Annotated in this window: 19 protein-coding genes and 1 pseudogene; 11 read left to right on the plus strand and 9 right to left on the minus strand. The window is 53.5% G+C overall.

The window, feature by feature from the left end; genetic code table 11:
- Window positions 1-24 precede the first annotated feature (24 nt).
- Both HP15_RS08255 and ccoG read left to right on the plus strand, forming a co-directional pair.
- The gene (locus HP15_RS08255) at window positions 25-1,425 is read left to right on the plus strand and encodes an aminotransferase-like domain-containing protein (protein WP_014577032.1); all 1,401 of its coding nucleotides are present in this window, start codon (window positions 25-27) and stop codon (window positions 1,423-1,425) included.
- A gap of 115 nt (window positions 1,426-1,540) precedes the next feature.
- Window positions 1,541-2,934 (plus strand): annotated as a pseudogene (gene ccoG, locus HP15_RS08260) (cytochrome c oxidase accessory protein CcoG).
- A gap of 66 nt (window positions 2,935-3,000) precedes the next feature.
- Here ccoG and dsbG read toward each other — a convergent pair.
- The 3 genes from dsbG to HP15_RS08275 all read right to left on the minus strand — a co-directional run bounded on the left by dsbG (window position 3,001) and on the right by HP15_RS08275 (window position 5,124).
- A complete protein-coding gene (gene dsbG, locus HP15_RS08265; RefSeq protein ID WP_014577035.1) occupies window positions 3,001-3,768 on the minus strand; it encodes a thiol:disulfide interchange protein DsbG in 768 nt (255 codons plus the stop codon).
- A gap of 242 nt (window positions 3,769-4,010) precedes the next feature.
- Complete coding sequence (locus HP15_RS08270; protein ID WP_014577036.1) at window positions 4,011-4,481, minus strand: nuclear transport factor 2 family protein; 471 nt, start codon at window positions 4,479-4,481, stop codon at window positions 4,011-4,013.
- Between the two features lie 46 nt (window positions 4,482-4,527).
- Complete coding sequence (locus HP15_RS08275) at window positions 4,528-5,124, minus strand: RNA polymerase sigma factor (protein WP_049784467.1); 597 nt, start codon at window positions 5,122-5,124, stop codon at window positions 4,528-4,530.
- Between the two features lie 189 nt (window positions 5,125-5,313).
- On the opposite strand from HP15_RS08275, the gene HP15_RS08280 reads away from it, so the two are divergent.
- Window positions 5,314-5,883 (plus strand): TetR/AcrR family transcriptional regulator, encoded by a 570-nt coding sequence (locus HP15_RS08280; RefSeq protein ID WP_014577038.1) that lies wholly within the window; start codon window positions 5,314-5,316, stop codon window positions 5,881-5,883.
- Window positions 5,884-5,909: 26 nt separating this feature from the next.
- On the opposite strand, the gene nrtS is transcribed toward HP15_RS08280, so the two are convergent.
- From nrtS to HP15_RS08295, 3 genes are read right to left on the minus strand one after another with little or no spacing between them, the layout of a single operon-like run.
- Complete coding sequence (gene nrtS, locus HP15_RS08285; RefSeq protein ID WP_014577039.1) at window positions 5,910-6,155, minus strand: nitrate/nitrite transporter NrtS; 246 nt, start codon at window positions 6,153-6,155, stop codon at window positions 5,910-5,912.
- A complete protein-coding gene (locus HP15_RS08290) occupies window positions 6,142-7,563 on the minus strand; it encodes a dihydrolipoyl dehydrogenase (protein WP_014577040.1) in 1,422 nt (473 codons plus the stop codon). The genes nrtS and HP15_RS08290 overlap by 14 nt, the downstream gene beginning before the upstream one ends.
- Window positions 7,564-7,593: 30 nt before the next feature.
- The gene (locus HP15_RS08295; RefSeq protein ID WP_081449830.1) at window positions 7,594-7,887 is read right to left on the minus strand and encodes a glutaredoxin family protein; all 294 of its coding nucleotides are present in this window, start codon (window positions 7,885-7,887) and stop codon (window positions 7,594-7,596) included.
- A gap of 220 nt (window positions 7,888-8,107) precedes the next feature.
- Here HP15_RS08295 and HP15_RS08300 point away from each other — a divergent pair, with 220 nt between their 5' ends.
- Window positions 8,108-8,938, plus strand: a complete 831-nt coding sequence (locus HP15_RS08300) for an alpha/beta fold hydrolase (protein ID WP_081449831.1) — start codon at window positions 8,108-8,110, stop codon at window positions 8,936-8,938.
- 58 nt (window positions 8,939-8,996) lie between these two features.
- Here the strand turns inward: HP15_RS08300 and HP15_RS08305 are convergent, their stop codons facing one another.
- Complete coding sequence (locus HP15_RS08305; RefSeq protein ID WP_014577045.1) at window positions 8,997-9,248, minus strand: hypothetical protein; 252 nt, start codon at window positions 9,246-9,248, stop codon at window positions 8,997-8,999.
- A gap of 321 nt (window positions 9,249-9,569) precedes the next feature.
- Here HP15_RS08305 and HP15_RS08310 point away from each other — a divergent pair, with 321 nt between their 5' ends.
- The 4 genes from HP15_RS08310 to HP15_RS08325 all read left to right on the plus strand — a co-directional run bounded on the left by HP15_RS08310 (window position 9,570) and on the right by HP15_RS08325 (window position 13,013).
- Complete coding sequence (locus HP15_RS08310; protein ID WP_014577046.1) at window positions 9,570-10,565, plus strand: lipid A deacylase LpxR family protein; 996 nt, start codon at window positions 9,570-9,572, stop codon at window positions 10,563-10,565.
- A gap of 117 nt (window positions 10,566-10,682) precedes the next feature.
- Window positions 10,683-11,006: a thioredoxin gene (trxA, locus tag HP15_RS08315; RefSeq protein WP_014577047.1), complete on the plus strand. Its 324-nt coding sequence runs from the start codon at window positions 10,683-10,685 to the stop codon at window positions 11,004-11,006.
- 103 nt (window positions 11,007-11,109) lie between these two features.
- Window positions 11,110-12,063, plus strand: coding sequence for a LysR family transcriptional regulator (locus HP15_RS08320; protein WP_014577048.1), 954 nt, complete (start codon window positions 11,110-11,112; stop codon window positions 12,061-12,063).
- 191 nt (window positions 12,064-12,254) lie between these two features.
- Window positions 12,255-13,013, plus strand: a complete 759-nt coding sequence (locus tag HP15_RS08325) for a BUD32 family EKC/KEOPS complex subunit (RefSeq protein WP_041645203.1) — start codon at window positions 12,255-12,257, stop codon at window positions 13,011-13,013.
- A 112-nt stretch (window positions 13,014-13,125) separates the two neighbouring features.
- On the opposite strand, the gene HP15_RS22345 is transcribed toward HP15_RS08325, so the two are convergent.
- A complete protein-coding gene (locus HP15_RS22345; protein WP_014577050.1) occupies window positions 13,126-13,269 on the minus strand; it encodes a hypothetical protein in 144 nt (47 codons plus the stop codon).
- Between the two features lie 108 nt (window positions 13,270-13,377).
- Complete coding sequence (locus tag HP15_RS08330) at window positions 13,378-14,274, minus strand: PhzF family phenazine biosynthesis protein (RefSeq protein ID WP_014577051.1); 897 nt, start codon at window positions 14,272-14,274, stop codon at window positions 13,378-13,380.
- Between the two features lie 115 nt (window positions 14,275-14,389).
- On the opposite strand from HP15_RS08330, the gene HP15_RS08335 reads away from it, so the two are divergent.
- The 3 genes from HP15_RS08335 (at window position 14,390) to HP15_RS08345 (ending at window position 17,277) form a co-directional block, all read left to right on the plus strand.
- Window positions 14,390-15,277 carry a LysR substrate-binding domain-containing protein gene (locus tag HP15_RS08335; protein ID WP_014577052.1) on the plus strand — a complete coding sequence of 296 codons (888 nt, stop codon included), beginning with the start codon at window positions 14,390-14,392 and terminating at the stop codon, window positions 15,275-15,277.
- Between the two features lie 119 nt (window positions 15,278-15,396).
- Window positions 15,397-15,807 (plus strand): ACT domain-containing protein, encoded by a 411-nt coding sequence (locus tag HP15_RS08340; RefSeq protein WP_014577053.1) that lies wholly within the window; start codon window positions 15,397-15,399, stop codon window positions 15,805-15,807.
- Window positions 15,808-16,275: 468 nt separating this feature from the next.
- Window positions 16,276-17,277, plus strand: coding sequence for an AraC family transcriptional regulator (locus HP15_RS08345; RefSeq protein ID WP_041645204.1), 1,002 nt, complete (start codon window positions 16,276-16,278; stop codon window positions 17,275-17,277).
- The last annotated feature ends 66 nt before the right edge of the window (window positions 17,278-17,343 follow it).

Genomic DNA, 17,343 nt, shown 5'->3' on the forward strand with positions numbered 1-17,343 from the left:
GAAGGCGGGGAGACAGATCAAACCATGGCAAAGCCATTGCCGAGATACCAGAAACTTGAGGTAACCCTGCGAGACCAGATTGAAACTGGTCGATGGCGAGGTGGCGAGCGGCTCCCCTCAATAAGATCACTCTGCCAGGACTATCATCTCTCCAAGATTACTGTGCAGCACGCGCTGCAGCGGCTGGAAGCGCTCGGGCTCATAGAGGCTCGGGAACGCAGCGGTTTTTTTGTTGTACCTCCCCAGAATAAATTCGAGGTTCCCGGTCAAGCACCGACGCCGGACGAGCCAAAACCTGTGTCGGTAAGCCAGGTATTCCAGGACATAATGACCCGCAGCGCGGCTTTTGATCTGCTGCCGGCTTGTAACCGGGATGAGCCGCCACCGGGGATCATTCAACTCAACCGGTCGATCGGTCGGGCTCTGAGGCGGCAGTCCACAAGATTTCAGTACTATGACGAGCCCGCAGGGGATCAGGAATTGCGTAATCAGATCGCTCTGAGAGCCGCCCGAAGAGGTTGGATTGCGCAAGCGGATGACTTCTGTATCACGTCGGGGTGTCAGCAATCGTTGTTTCTCGCGCTGATGGCTGTTTGCAAGAGTGGCGATGTGGTCGCGGTGGAAACTCCCGGTTTTTATGGCGTGCTGCAGCTACTTGAACAGCTTCAACTGCGGGTGATCGAGATACCTGCATCGCCGGAAAGTGGTATGAATGTGAGTGCGCTTGAGGATGTACTAAAGGTCTGGGATGTTAAAGCTTGTGTGGTGTCGCCAGCGTTTGCTACGCCTACCGGTTCTGTCATGCCGACTGAAGCGCGGAGAGGGTTACTGGCGCTGGCAGATCGGCATGACGTCGCCATCATCGAAGATGACATTTACGCTGAATCGGGCTGGTTGAATGTGCCCGATACACTGAAAGCCATCGACACCTCTGCCCGGGTTATCCACTGCAGTTCCTTTTCAAAAGTTCTATCCCGCGATCTCCGTCTTGGATGGGTTTCAGGTGGAAGATGGCATGACGAAATCCTCAAACTGAAACTGACCTCCCAGTTGGCGAGTAGCCGATTCCTCCAGGAAGGCGTGGCAGGTTTCATCGCTGAGGGCGGTTACGCGTCGTTTTTGCGCCGCCACCGGCAGGACTTGCGGCGGCGAAGGGATCAGTTGCTTGAGCTTCTGAGTGGCTGGAACGTCTCTCTTCGGGTAACAACCCCCCATGGTGGTCTGGCTCTCTGGGTAGAGCTTCAGGAAGACGTCGACACACTGAGGCTCTACGGCAGGGCGCTCCAGGAGGGGATTGTGATTACGCCGGGAAATCTCTTCTCTGTATCCGGAAAGTTCTCCAACTGCCTTAGAATCAGCTTTGCTCACCCCTGGAACGCCGCCCGTGTTTCTGCCTTGAAGAGACTCCCTGAGTTAATGATCTGAACTTCCACCAACTGTCCCTATAAAAATTTAAAAAAGTGGTCCTGCCCCCATTCATCGCGACCGACTATCCTCCTGCCTTCCGTTTCTGATCGACCATGGCATAGGTGCGAAGCAAATGAGTCGCCTGATCTCTGTTAAACAGATTGAATCTCCTGCTCCGGCCCCCGGGGCCACCCAAAAAATCCAGCCCCGAAGCTTCTCCGGCGTTTATCGCCGACTCCGGATCGCGGGGGGACTGGTACTTTTCGCACTGTACTTCGGTGTCGCGTGGCTGGATTGGGGCGGAAGGCAGGCTGTGCTCTGGGATCTCGCAGAGAAGAAATTCCATATTTTCTCTGCGACGTTTTGGCCGGAAGACCTGGTGTTGCTTGCCGCGATTCTCCTGATCTGTGCCTTCGGCCTGTTTTTTTGACGGTTCTGGCGGGTCGAGTGTGGTGTGGATACGCCTGCCCGCAAAGTGTCTGGACATGGGTTTTCCTGTGGGCAGAGCGATTGGCAGAGGGAGATCGGAACAGGCGGCTCAAACTCGATGCCGCACCTCTCACCGCCAATAAAGTTGCTCGCCGGGGAATGAAACATGGTCTTTGGTTGCTGATTGGACTGGCTACGGCCATCACCTTCGTGGGGTATTTCACGCCTATTCGGGGCCTGGTCGCAGACCTTATTGCCATGGAAGCTTCGGGCTGGGCGGTCTTCTGGATCTTCTTTTTTACCAGCGCCACCTACCTGAATGCGGGATGGCTGAGGGAGAAAGTCTGTTTCCATATGTGCCCCTACGGCCGCTTTCAGTCATCCATGGTAGATGCCGATTCCCTGGTTATTTCCTACGATGCCGCGCGGGGGGAACCGCGAGGCTCACGTAAAAAAGACGATGTACAAGTCTCTCAAGAGCTTGGAGATTGCATCGATTGCCAGATGTGTGTGCAGGTATGCCCGACCGGTATCGATATCCGCGATGGCTTGCAAATGGAATGTATCGGATGTGCGGCGTGTATCGACGCCTGCGACTCGATCATGGACAAGATGGGATACGCCCGTGGACTGGTACGTTACGCCAGCGAGCGCGATCTGAAGGGAGGGAAAACGAACCTTCTGAGGCCACGACTGGTGGGGTATTTTGTGTTCCTCGCCTTGATGATTGGACTTTTTTCCTGGGGCGTGGCGTCCAGACCACTGGTAACCCTCGACGTCGAGAGGGATCGCGGAATGTATCGCTATACAGGCGGGGGCAACATTGAAAACAGCTATTTGCTCAAGCTGACCAATAAAGACAGCAGCCCGAGATATCTGGTGATCGAGGTTGGCGGTTTTGAAGAATTTTCAACTACTGGTCCCGGAGGTATCGTCGTTGGAGCAGGTGAGCGGGTTGAAGTCCCATTTTCTGTCGCTGTTCCAAGCTCTTCCCTTGATTCCGGGGCCAACGACGTTGTTTTTGAGGTCAGTAGCCTGAATCACGAAGGGGCAGTGATAACCGGCACCACCACCTTTCTTGGCCCCCCTAAACACTGATGGGATCGGTCTTTAGGATGAACAAAGGGACGGCCGCGAATCTCCATGAGCCGTCCCCTTGGCTGCCTAGGGATTCAAGATGCGATTCAGTTCACTCTCTGGAGGCAGACCAAGGCGCATCTTCACATTACCGGTGGAATCTTTGTAATAAATTCCGGGAGTGGCACTAACGCCGAGGTTGGACATCAAGCGGTTATTCGCTTCCACCTGGGCTTTGCCTCGCTCCGAGGCTGCATGTACCGGCACGATGCCTCCACTTCGGAAGGTCTCAAAGTTCTTGATGTACGCGCCGTGTGGTCTGTTCGAGCCAAGGATTGTTGAGGCTTTCGCAATACTGTCGCTGGCAAGTACTCCGACCACAATATGCCTGATTTGAACTTTGCCCTCGTTAATCCAAGGCAAGGCGGCTGTCCGGAACCTGTGACAATAAGGGCAGTTTGGGTCTACGAAGGCGTAAACCACGGTTTCTGCGTTCGGGTCACCGTCCTGAATCCAGTGGCTGTTTTCGAGCTCTGCCCAGGCCTGTTGATTTTTCGCATCATGGAAAAGCTCTTGGACTCTGGGAGCGGAGAGATTCAAACCTTTCTTATCGATCAGCGTTCCAACAAACGCATGCTCTCCGTCTTGGGTAACGTAGAGAGTGACCGGAGAACCGTTCGAATCGAGAATATACCCGGTCATACCGTCAATGGCCTCGAAGGAAGAGACCACCTTCAGTCCGCGATCCGTTACCTGTTTGATAATCGGAGCATGACTCCCGGAGCCATGAGCTGTTGCCGAGAAGAGAAAGGCCGCACTGATCACTGCCGCCAGCCCAGAGATCTTTTTATCCATGACGTTTACCCTTTTTCAGAGGTGGATCAAGTCGTTGAGGGCTCTAATCTAGTGCTTTTCAAAGGCGGGGAGGCGGCGAATCGTGCTGAAAACTCGGCAGGATGTCTGAAAAGCAAACTCGGGGAGAAAGCGATGGGAAGATTGCGAAAATTAAGGCGGCGCCGGTGGGTATTAAAGTATCACTGGGCCGCCGGAATGGGATATGGCGCAGAATTCCCGGAGGGAACTCAACGCCGTAAACATCAAAGCCCCAAGTCACTGAGGCCAGGATGGTCACCCGGTCTACGACCGAGTGGCCAATGGAAAAGCCTGTCTGACTCTTTGATGGGACTATCGTTGATGCATGCGAAACGGCGCTGCATCAGGCCGTCGGCATCGAATTCCCAGTTTTCGTTTCCGTAGGACCGGAACCAGTTTCCGCTGTCGTCGTGCCACTCGTAGGCATATCTCACGGCAATGCGGTTGTCAGTGTAAGCCCACAGCTCCTTGATCAGGCGGTAATCCAGCTCACGATTCCATTTACGGGTGAGGAACTCCTCGACCTGTTTGCGGCCGTTGGCGAACTCGGCCCGGTTGCGCCAGCGTGTGTCCTCTGTGTAGGCGAGGGCGACCTTCGCAGGGTCACGGCTGTTCCAGCCATCTTCTGCAAGGCGGACTTTTTCAATGGCACTTTCCCGTGTGAAGGGAGGTAGTGGTGGACGTTGGGTACTCATAGGGTTTCTCCAATTGTGGCAAAACACAGTAACAAGGCCGCCTTGATCAGAGCAGGGCGGCCAACTCGTTTCGTGCACGGTGCAGAATGACCCGCAGGTTTCCGTGAGAAATCTCCAGCACTTCAGACACCTGCGAACCTGTCATGGGGCTCATGCCCTTCAGCAGAATCGCGTTAGCGTGGTCCCGATTCATCTTCTTCAATTCAACGCGAATGCGTTCCTGAACCTTTGCAGTCTGGGTAGCCAGCTCCGGTTCGCTAAGATGCCCGGCGGTGCCACTAAATTGGTTGTCCTGAGAGCTATCGGATAACAGGGCGAGGCTGGGCGTTGCGGGAAACTCTTTCCGATTTTCCCGATACGTGTTGAAGGCTTTATTGGTGACAATACGGCACAGCCAGGTCTTGAGTGACGAACGGCCCTCGAAAGACCCAATGGCTCCAATGGCAGCCATCCAGGCCTCCTGAGCGATATCTTCGGCAACGGCTGCAGAGGTATATTTGGCCGCAACTCTCAGCATTACCGGATGATATCGCCGGTAAGCTTCCGCAAAGGCTTTCGGGTGTCCGGCCTGCAAGCCATCAATCAGATCAGCTTCAAGCCCAAACACGGGCGCCTGCCGGGTAGTTTTGATTTGTATGTCCATCGTGCTCTTCTCCGTGCCGAGTTTGCTGGTGGTTCGCTAATGAAACCGACAACAACACCAGTCAAAAAACACCCTGTTCATAACGGCGCGTGGTATTTCTTGAAGTAGACAAGTCGGTCTATTTTTAATTCTAGACAGATCTGTCTAATTTGGTCAAGATATATTCAATGAAAAAACGGAGGTCCGCAGATGGGACGAAGACAGGTTTTGATTGATACGGCATTGCGACTGTTCTATGAACATGGGATCCACGCTATCGGTATTAACCAGGTGCTCCAGGAGTCGGGTGTAGCAAAGCAAACGCTCTACAATCATTTCGAGAGCAAGGACAGCCTGGTAGAGGCTGCTGTCGCGCATCGCGACAAACTGTTTTTCCAATGGTTGGAGTCGCGAATGAGCAGTCAGCCCGCGGGAAGAGAGGCACTCATGGAGATGTTTGATGCGGTGCATGATTGGTTTAACAATCGCGTACCGACATTGCATCGTTTCTATGGGTGCTTCTTTATCAATACCTGTGGTGAGTACAGCGATCCCGAGCACCCGGTACACAAACGATGTGCGGCTCACAAGACCAGGATTTTTGAACTCCTGAAGCAGCACGCCCGGGAAATCTGCAGTTCAGAAGCCGATGCAGAAGAGTTGGCTAATGCGCTGTTTTTGTTGAAAGAGGGCGCCATTGTTAAAGCGCATGTTGAAGGCGATCTGGACGCAGCACTAAAGGCTAAGGGGGTTGCCTCAAGAATGATATCGCCGCACTGAGACACAGTGCGGCAATATTCGAGTGGTTAACGATACCTTGAAACGGGCACATTCAGTCCGGAGGATCTCTGGCAATCCCGTTCGCTGGACAGTTTACCGAGCATGAAAACGCAGAATGGGACGCAGTAGGTCAAGACTGCCGGCAGCCATTGAATTTTCTGATATCCGAACAGCGCATCATGTTGGTTGATCAGCAATAGAATCGAACCTACCACAAGGGCAACCTTTGCTGCCTGTTTGTGGTAACGCCGGAACAGTTCAAGCAACTGCATGGGATGCCTCCTCACGTTCTATCTTTTTCAACTGTTCTGCCGCATTCCGGAAGGCGGTGCGAACACCCTCTTCAATAACCGGGTGATAGAAAGGCATCCCGAGTATCTCGTTTACCGTTAGAGACTGTTGCACGGCCCAGGCCAGAAGGTGACCAATATGCTCCGCAGCCGGTCCAAACATTTCTGCGCCAAGCAGAATGCCGCTGTGCTTGTCTGCGTAGACCTTAAGCATGCCCTGGTTTTTGGCCATTACGCGGCTTCTTCCCTGGTTGTGAAAGCTGACCGCCCCAGTGATGAAGGTGTGTGGCGCCAATTCGTGCGCTCGCTTGCCTATGCTGGCAACCTGGGGGTCGGAAAAGACAACGCCCAACCCGGCCCGTCGATGGCCGCGTTCCACAGTGGGAAAGGTTCCCGCGTTGCTGCCCGCGATACGCCCCTCATCTGAAGCCTCATGCAACAGGGGCAACTCATTGTTAGCGTCACCCGCAATGAATATGTGCGGTGCACTGGTTTGCATGGTGTACCTATCAGAGTCTGGAACGCCGCGGGCGTCCAGGGCGATGCCGGTATTCTCGAGGCCGAGTTTGTCAGTGTTGGGAATGCGACCGGTTGCGGCCAGTACATAATCAACCACTACCGTGTGAACGATGCCTCCGGATGTGCGATAGGTCACCTGCACGCCGTTCAGGGTTTCCTTTGCTGCGAGGACTTCCGCGTGAAGGACGAGATCAAATTCGGACTGGAAAGTATCCGCAGCAATTTTCCGGATTTCGGAGTCGGCAATTCCACCGACCGATTCGTTGCGCGACAGCATCGTAACGTTGACGTTGAGTCGGCTTAGGGCCTGCCCCAATTCCAGACCGATAACACCGGCCCCGACAACAAGTACGGATGTCGGAAGATGTTCCAGTTCGAATACATCGTCGTTAACGAGCAGGCGGTTACCCGCGCCCTCAAGTACTTCAGGAATAAACGGTCTGGAACCTGTTGCAATAACAATCCGGTCGGCAGTGATTTCAAGACCGTTATCAATCTGCAAACGATGGGTATCCACGAACCGTGCGTAACCACGCACCTTATGGCTATCGTCAAACTCGTCGACATCGTCAACAACAAACCCGACGAACCGGTCGCGTTCTCTTCTCACGCGTTCCATAACCGCAGCACCGTCGGTTTCAACCGTCGGGACATTAAGCCCGAAAATCCCCGCATGCCTGGCGCCATGGGAGGCTTCTGCGGCGGCAATCAGAAGCTTACTGGGCATGCAGCCGACACGCGCGCAAGTGGTGCCATAGTGACTCCCCTCAATCAGCGCGATGCTGTCGGTATGTTTGCGAGCTTCGCGATAGGCACCCATACCGGCTGTGCCTGTGCCAATAATGGCAACATCAACTTTGCGTTTGAGCATTTTTGCTCTCCTGTATGTTGTGAGGATCGTTCACAAGGTTTGATTGTGCTCAGCCGACTGGGCGGCATGGCGCTGGAGGTAATGCACGATGTCCTGGGATTCGTACAGCCAGCGAACCTCTCTGTTCGATTCAATTCTCAGGCAAGGAACCTGTGCCCGACCGCCACCTTTGATCAGTTCCTCGCGGTAGGCCGGGTTTCTGGCGATATCACGTTCTTCCACTTCGATGTCGATGTGCTTCATCGCAGAGCGGGTGTACGCGCAAAAAGGGCATGAACGGTAGTGGTACAAAGAAAACGATGTGGCTTTTGAACTGACAGACATGTGCTGTCTCCCTGGTCGTGAATGTGAGTGCCATTCTCCGCAGTTTGACCAAGGGGGAGGCGGCAGGACGGTTGGAAAAATTATCCATCTGTCTGAGCTCCGCGCTTAAGGTGATTGCATGTACAAGAAATGAACTACTAACACTTGCATCACCTTTCAAGATGTATATACACTTTAGAGCGATGAAGAACCGGTGTTCAACTAATTTAGGAAGACGGAAATGAATCTTTCTCTGAATATATTTCAGGCTGCGTTCGGTGTTTACAGCCGATTGCTGCCATCCAGCGCGGCATCAAAAGCTGTCGGATTGATGACCAGTCCCCGAATCAAGGTCGAAAGGCGCGCCTCATCCCGTGAATTGTTTGAGAGGGTGGTGCCACTCAATAACGATGGCTTGCTGTCAATTTATGGGAGTGGGCCAAAGAAAGTCCTGGTCCTTCATGGGTGGTCGGGTTGGATCGGCCAATTCAGGGATCTTATCCGTGAGATTGATCCGGATGAATGCACCGTTTATGCGGTTCATCCGGCCGGCCATGGCGATTCAACGGCCACCAAATCGCATCCGGGACGGTTTATTGAAGCCGTTCTGGACGCCCATGAATACGTGGGGAGTTCTTTTGATGTTGCGATCGGGCATTCACTGGGCGCTGCGGCCCTTGTATACGCCCAATCCGCCAGGGGGTGCTTCGACCGTCTCGTGCTCGTTTCAGGCCCGGCAACGATAGAGGGCGTGCTCAGTCGATTCGCCCGGTTTGTAAATCTTGGCGAGCGCAGTGAACGTCTTTTTGTTCGCGACATGGAAGAAACGGTAGGACTGAGTGTTGATCGATTGGATCTGATTGCGCTTGCGCCTGGAATCGAGGTACCCGTTTTGCTCATCCATGATGATTCTGATTCGGAAGTTCCGGTTACTGAATCCGTTGCACTGAACGAGGCGTTTCCAAGGAGCCGTTTAACCCATACAACGGGGTATGGCCATAGCCGGCTGTTGCGGAATCCGGAAGTCGTTCGAGAGATCGTCGAATTTACACATTCACCGTTCCGACCATAACCCGAGACTGAAAAAAGCACCGTCCATGGTGCCAGGACGCAAATGAGACATCTGAGACTCAACCGTGGCTTTCGGGCTGCACCTGGCCACGGATGACGATCTGACCGCTGTACGGAGCAGGTTTGGCCGCATGGTTGTCGGCGTCGCGATCCTGAATCTCACCGCGAATCACGATTTGGCCGCTGTAGGGAGCGGGCTGAGCCTGCTCGGAGCGGGGTTCGTCTGATTTGCGGTCTGCGAGGGTCGCATGAGCGGGCAGGGCAGCCAAGGTAATGAGGGAAGCCAGGGTAACCAGTGCAAATTTACGCATTTTCAATTCTCCACAGTTTGAGTTGATTTAGCTGACTCCGATACCGGAATCGGTCGGATATCAGATGAGCAAATTGTGGGACTGAACAATGTGGAGGAATAATTCTGAAACGGTATGGCAAACATCATTGCCAGTGATGGGGGTTGATGACGACTGCCCAAAAACCGCACGTATTACTACTTATCTATCAACCGAGGTGATGTTTTAAATATCAACGCTTGATTAGTTCTGAGGGCCAGGAGTTCGAAAAATAGCAGCCATCTTTTCTACCGACACAATTTCGGAGTTGGCTATGATTTTCGATTTTTGACCATTTCTCTTATGGGCCTTGTTTTGGCTTCGTCAGCGCTGGCAGAGTCGGCGGATTCGGTACTTGCGCTCTCCACGGACAACGACCTGTTCGCTCCAACGCAAACAGATCGGGATTACACCGCCGGTGTAGCGATTACCTATTCCTCCAATTCCGAGGATTTCATTGGGAATCCGGTGTCCCGGGTGAGCCAGGGGCTGGACAGTTTTGTGTTGCCCTATCTGGGCCAAGAGGAGGGGAGCCCGCAGAGCGCCGCGATTGAGCTGGGGGTTTATGGCTTCACCCCTGAGGAAATCAAGGAATCCGCGATTGACCGTAGCGATCGGCCCTACAGCAGTCTGGTCTACCTGTCCTCAAGCCAGAGTTACCAGGCTCTCGGCGTCGATTCGGGCTGGACGACATCCATGACCGTGGGTGTTCTGGGACTCGATGTATTCAAATCCGGCCAGAACGCGGTCCACAAGGTGGTAGGTAGCGACCGCGCGAACGGTTGGGACCATCAGATCTCGAATGGTGGTGAGCCGACTTTCCGATACTCGGCGGCGTATCACCAGTACCTGGATGCCAGCGAATCGGATCAAAAGTTCAAAGTGACCTATTTCGGATCGGTCGGATACCTGACCGAGTTTGGAGCAGCATTGGTTTTCCGGGATGGCCTGATTTCCTCTCCGGACAACCGATTTAACCCCGAGCTGATGGCCTACGGTGAGCGTGCGCCCGGAGTTTCTGCACCAGGCGGACGTGAGAATTATTTCTGGGGCGGGGTGTCGGTGAAAGCCCGGGCTTACAACGCCTTTCTACAAGGCCAGTTTCGTGAATCGGACCATGAACTGGATGCCAATGATCTGAACATCCTGCTGGCTGAAGTATGGGCTGGTTATACCCACAGTTTCCTGGCGGGCACCGAGCTCAGTTATGTGTTGCGTGTTCAGAGTTCCGAAATCAAATCCGGGACGGGAAATCGCACGCTGGCCTGGGGCGGGCTGGTATTCAGCAAACGGCTTTGAAGTCCGGACCGACACTCATCATTAGGGGAAATAGAACTTATACCGTCCAGTAATTGGTTTTTCCGCGCAGCTGGCTGCAGTGTGTGAACCAATCTATTTGTAAAAGGAGTGGAACCTATGAGCAACATGATCGAAGTAACCGATATAAATTTTGAACAGGCTGTTGTACAGAGTGATCGCCCTGTGCTGGTCGATTTCTGGGCACCCTGGTGTGGCCCCTGTAAAACAGTAGCTCCCATGTTGGAGGCAATCGCTGATGAGTTTGGCGATGAGCTGACCATCGCCAAAGTGAACGTCGACGACAGTCCCGATGTGACTGCGAAAATGCGTATCAGGGGCATCCCAACGTTGGCACTGTTTCAGGATGGTGGCGTGATTGCCCAGAAAACCGGTGCCGGCAGTCTGAGTGAACTGAGAACGTTCGTGAAAGGAAACTTGTAAACCTCTTCAGCGGCCTCCCCATCGGGAGGCTTCTTCATACTGCAATTGCGGTTCGGGTTCTTCCGGGCCAGACTTGTCAGGGTCCATCCTTCAGGAACGTTGAATGAAAACGCAAGAACTTCAGCTGTTGTACATTTTTGATGCGATCATGACCGAACGCTCCGTGACCCGAGCAGCTGATCGACTTTCCATGACTCAGCCTGCCGTCTCCAATGCGATTTCCCGAATGCGCCAGATCTGGAACGACCCATTGTTTGTGCGAAAGGGTCGTAACATCGAGCCAACGTCTTACGCGCTCAGTCTGTGGGATCAGGTGGGGGATCACATGTACGCATTGACGAATGCGGTGAGTGCCACGCAGTTTGATCCGGCCACCTCGAAGCGGAAATTCCGCATAGCGGTCACGGATGTGACTGTTGAAATGATTTGGCGACAGCTGATTGAACTTCTTGAGGACCAGGCGCCGGGCGTTGATATCCACGCCGTCCCCTACACGCCGGAGGGCACGTACGAAGATTTGCGCGAGGCGCATGTTGATCTCGCGGTCGGCATGCTTACCCAGCACGATCACAGTTTGCGAAGTACGTGGTTGTTTGAAGGCGGGTATGTTCTGGCGATGCGAGCCGACCATCCGCTCGCCGGCAGGCAGATCACCATGGAGGAATTTCTCGAGGCCCGGCACCTGCTCGTGACTATGTCGGGGGATGCGCACGGATTCGTGGACAGCTACCTTGATCAAAAGGGCCAGAACCGACGCATTGCCGCGACGGTAAACCATTTTTCGATTGTTCCCCAGGTCCTCAGGGATTCAAACCTGATCGCCGCGGTCCCCGAGTTGATAAGCCAGGATTGTGGCTTCGTGGATGGGCTATGGATGGGGCAGTTGCCTTTCGAAGTGGATCCAACCAGCCTGTATCTCATCTGGCACACACGCCACGACCGTGATCCCGGAATCGTGTGGTTGCGGAACCACGTGGAACGGCTCCTTCGCGAGCGCTGGCACGACATTATGACCAACTCGCCCTGTGGCCGGTCTGCAGTAAAAGCCATCGCCTGAAACAATTAAACATTCACTCATCATTTTCCGTGATGACAAAGATACGGCAACGGAATTATTCAGCCTCCCGAAAACTCCCAATAATCCTAAGCAGATGTCGCGAATTGCGGCATTGGCAAGGGCTCGGTTGAACCACGATTGATCCGGCCAGCTTGCCCAATAATCTGCATTTTTTGGAGTTGGGAGGGAGAATGAACGGCCAAACGAACTGCTCGTCTATGGGCTCCAGCTGGAAGCCTGCTGCAATCACCGATACCGCTGACCAGAAATGGTACAAGCCAATCATTTCTTTAAATGCTGATCAGAGTGGCAACAGGGACGTGTACAAGGCTTTCCGATTCTCCCGGGGCCTTCTCGGGGCATACTTCCGGTTCCTTGCATCCCATGAGTACAGAATGCTGAGGAAAGTCGAGCACCTGGATTTCACCCCCGATCAGGTCAGGCGCCCATCAGACGCCGCGCCCACCATCCATTATCGTCTGATCGAGGGAAGGCCGGTAAAGGAGATTGCGGCAGGCAAGGGTGTACCGGACAACTTTTTCTCACAGCTTTTCACGGATGTGAAAACCCTGCACCAGCATGGCGTGGCCCACATGGACCTTGGCAATTCCGGAAACATTCTGGTTTCGGGGCGTGGCGACCCTGCAATCATCGATTTCGGCTCAGCCATTCCCCTGAGTTGGCTCCCAACACCCCTTCAGGGCTGGGCCTGCCGCAAGGATATCCTTGGAGTTCTGAAGCTCTGGCATCGTTTCGATAGTGAATCCATGCCTTTGTTTCTTGTGCATTACTACCAGAGCAATTATCGCAAAAACATATACACGCCCAGGCGCTTTCTGAAGGCGCTGAGGCGTTGGGTAACGGGAGGCGCTGACAAAGAAGGCCTGTCCGGATTGACGACCGTGATCAGTGTGTTCTTCGGTCTCCTGGTACTGGTTTCTTTCACCTAAAGAGCGGCATTCGCCGCTCCATTTTATGCCTTCCGGCTAACGAAAACTGGTGAGCGAACCAGGCAAAAAAAAAGGGCGGTCACTTTGACCGCCCTTTTTCGTTGTAGTCAGCTTAGTTGCTGATACCAAGCTCGAATGTTTCGATCGCTGGATTGTTTCCACGTTCGATATCTTCCTGGCTTACACCTTCAGCCTGTGCGAAAGCAGAGAAAGCGATTACAGAGAAAACGAGAAAGAACTTGTTGATTGCGTTCATGTGATATTCCACCTTTTAAGAGAATTAAGTTAGACAGCATCGCCGTATTGGCTTGATGGTTATTCTCTTGGTTTCCCGTCCTCAGAAAAAATTGCTTTGCGGTATACATCACATCAGGTCAGGTGATGGGTTAACTTCAACTTCAATTACTTCTCTGATTGCGCCCCGACCACCCGCGTACAGGTTCTCGATTCTGTTATCGGTTCCAACAGTCAGCCGCACGTTGACGACACTGGGTGAGGGCTCGGCCATCCAGCGACCCTGTTCGATGGTGAATTCCTGCTTCTGACTAGCCAGTCGCTCGCGCAGATAGCAGGCCAGCGGGCCAGCAGCCATTCCCGTTGCAGACTCCTCCAGGATGCCGTACCGGGGGGCGAACATGCGGGCTCCTGCGTCTCTGCCTTCGCCAACGCCGTCGAAGGAGAACACGTAGAACCCTATAAGATCCAGAGCTTCGCTAAGTTGCTCAATGAGACCGAAATCTGGCTCAAGACCCTTGATTGTCGAGCCGTCGCGAATGCCAATCACCACAAAGCTGTTGCCGGTATTGACCAACATTGGCTCGGCACCTTCGATCAGATCGTCGGTGGTGATTCCAAGAGAGAGCAGGGCGGCCTGCAGATCAGGCTCGTTCAGAGCTTCGAAACGAGGGGCTCTCTGTTCCATATAAGCCGCTTTACCTTCCATGATGATGGATCTCAGGCCATCAATGGTCTCCTTCGACGACCGGTCATTCGCTAGCAGGCCTTTCTGTTGCAGAAAACTGAAGGTCGCGATTGTGGCGTGGCCGCAATGAGCGATTTGCTGGGTAGGCGTAAAGAATTCCAGTTTGATATCAGCCGCGTCAGATGGAGAAACGAAAGCCGTTTCTGAGAGGCCAACTGCGGCAGCGATTCTCTGCTTTTCTGCATGGCTGAATCGCTCGGCGTGCAGCACCACACCTGCAGGGTTGCCGCCGGAATTACCGTCAACAAAGGCACTTATGACAGGGACTTCAATTTTCACGATGATTGCTCCTTCAGTTATTGAGTCACTTAATCTTTTCAGTGACTGGCTCCTGTAACAAACGGATAAAACCCCACTACACTTAATGTGAAATTAATCGTAGGCGATCCAGAAAATGCAAAAGCTGCCGCCCCTTAGGGCTCTTCAGGCGTTTCGGTACGCATCTCGGGAGCTAAGCTTCAAGTCCGCTGCTGAAGCGCTGAACATTTCCCAGGCAGCGGTGAGTACCCATATCCGCGGGCTTGAAGAGTTCCTTGGTATGAAGCTCTTTGTCAGGTTGACCCGCGAAGTGAAATTAACGCATGAAGGCCGGAAGCTCTCCGGCTATGTGGAGACGGGGTTTCAGGAGCTGGAAAAAGGCATTGCGCTGTTTGCGCCAGACTCGAACCCTGGGCGCTTAACCGTGGCCACGGTGCCATCCTTTGCCAGTCGATGGCTGGTTCCCCGCATTGATTCGTTTCAGCGGGCTCATCCAGAAATACAACTTAGCTTGCAGCCTAATCTGCAACTGGTGAATTTCCAGGGCGATGGTGTCGACCTGGCGATCCGCTTCGGCAATGGTGAGTACCCGGGGCTTGAATCCAGGCTTTTGCAAAAAGAAAAGCTTTTACCGGTGTGCCACAGCAGTGTGACTGAAGGTAAGCCCGTTACGCCGGAGAACCTGGCTCGGCTTCCATGGCTGATCGATGAATCGGTTGATCTGGAGCGCTCATGGTTGGTATTTCAGGAAAAACTCGGAATAAAAATACCGGACAACGCTATAACGCTTCGGGTTACAGAAGGGACGACGCTTGTAGAGGCCGTTCTTGCTGGCCGAGGGATTGCCTTAATGCGGTACAGCCTTGTTGCCGATCTATTGAAAGCAGGATTAATCCAGAGCCCAATCGATATTTCTGTGCCAGCGGAGTACCAATATTACCTTGTGGCACCTGAGGCTAAATTTCGTACCGACAAAGTCCGGGCCTTTGTTTCCTGGATCAGTAGGGCAGTGCGTTCAGGATGAATTCCTATGCAGAAATATTGCGGTCGCGATAAGGAGAAAACGATTATTTTGCTTTGTAAGGCCGCAGAAAATGCTAAGTTCTTGTTATGCCCACGACCTTCCAATAAAGGATAGTAGAGATGATGCGAACTGAGTTTCTTCAGGAATTGATCAAGCAGCTCTCGCCAAAACTGGATTCGACAACTTATGTCTACTGCACAGTACCCAAGGCCAGGTATGGCGAACTGGAACACCTTAACCCGATTGTCAGCATTGCCGAACTGGAAGGCCTGACGCTGGTAATTCCTCTTGAGCAGGCCAAAGCCGAGGGCCTGGACTACTACAGAATCTTCCGGCGCATTACTCTGGAAGGGCATTCAAGCCTGGAGGCCCTGGGGCTCACATCGGTGGTAACAAGCCTGTTGGCAGAGAGAGGCATCACCACCAATGTGATAGCCGGGTTCTACCATGACCACATGTTCGTGCCCAGTGACCGCACTGAGGAGGCCATGAAGGCGCTGAAGGAGCTGGCTAATAACCCGAACGGCTAATCGGACATCCGGCTGTCCTTGTAACAGCCGGTTTCTCTACAGCCTGGAAATGGGTTATCAACCCGTCAATCAATTGTCGGTCGGTTTTGTCGGCACTTGAGTCCGAACGGCTGCGAATCGCAGGGCAACGGCCAGGGTGAAAAATGCCGCCAAGCCGCCGAAGAGAGTAATTACAGGAACAATGTTCATAGGATTAAAACCTCCAGTAGGACTAATTGCGGCCTGTCGTCTGTTGTCAGCATTCCGGGCCTGAAAATCAGCGATGTCTGACCCCGATATTTGCACGACAGGTTATGTGCAAGCTCACTATTAGTCTACGAGGAAGAGGCTGTGATGGGCGTAGGCAGAAACCATTATTACGGGTATGCAAATACACTTAGACGAGCGCCAAACCGCGGAAAGATCCGTTTCTTGCCAGCCGCTCGTCCAAGTTGCACAAGCAATCGAATATAGATTATCTATGTTGCTATGTCTCAGATAACGTCATTGTATGTCTATAAAGTTGCCGGTCAGGCAAGCCCGGGCGTAGAAACGCGCGACTTGATACGGGAACTTGGCCTTCCGGTAGACGGCCCCATCGATCCAACGCAGATGGTGTCTTCAGCGGCGTATTACGGCTTTTTTGCCGAACTGGTTGATCGCGATCCCGATGGCGTTGTCCTGCCATTGAGGATCGGCGCTGCCATGCGAAGCGACGAGTACGGTGCTTTTGGTCTGGCGTGGAAATCCGCACCAACTTTGCGAGGCTCTTTCACCAGGGCAGAGCGTTACGGGCATGTACTGGGTAGCGCGGAAACCTACTCACTCGAAAAGACGGAAGAGGGCTTTCTCTTCAACCTTGAAAAAGCAGGCGATGGTTCTCGGGGCATGCTGCTCTCCAATGAGGCCAGCATGTCGGCGGTAACGACCATCAGCGAAGAAGTAAGCGCCTCACGCTTCGTACCGATGGCCATCTATTTCAAGCATGCGCCGCTAGGCAATACCAGCGTGTATGAGTCCCATTTTGGCTGTCCCGTTCATTTCGAGTCGGGTCGCGATGCGATGCTTGTGAGTAACGAAAGCATCGATACACCCAACAAGCTGGGCGACGAATCCATCGCCCGTTTTTTTGACCAGCATCTTGAGCTGCAACTGAATTCGCTCAAAGGCGATACTGAACTGCAGCAACAAGTCAGGCGTGCTGTCGCCAACGTGCTGAGTGAGGGTGTACCGAAGCTGTCACGAATCGCCTCCGAGTTGAAGATGGGCGCCCGGACATTGCAAAGAAGATTGTCTGAGCAGGGCTATTCATTTCAAACCATTGTCGACATGGCGCAGAAAGATCTCGCACAGCGACTTCTGCGCGAGACAGACTACAGTCTTGCCGAAGTTGCCTTCCTGACGGGGTTTGCGGAACAAAGTGGGTTCACTCGGGCCTTCAAGCGTTGGGCGGGACAGACGCCACGATCCTATCGACTTCGAGCTCGCTGAAGCGAGGTTCAAGCTTGTCGTCAGCTGCACAAACTCTGGCACCCTGGGGCAATAACAAACAACACT

Source organism: Marinobacter adhaerens HP15 (genome assembly GCF_000166295.1).
Classification (GTDB): Bacteria; Pseudomonadota; Gammaproteobacteria; order Pseudomonadales; family Oleiphilaceae; genus Marinobacter; species Marinobacter adhaerens.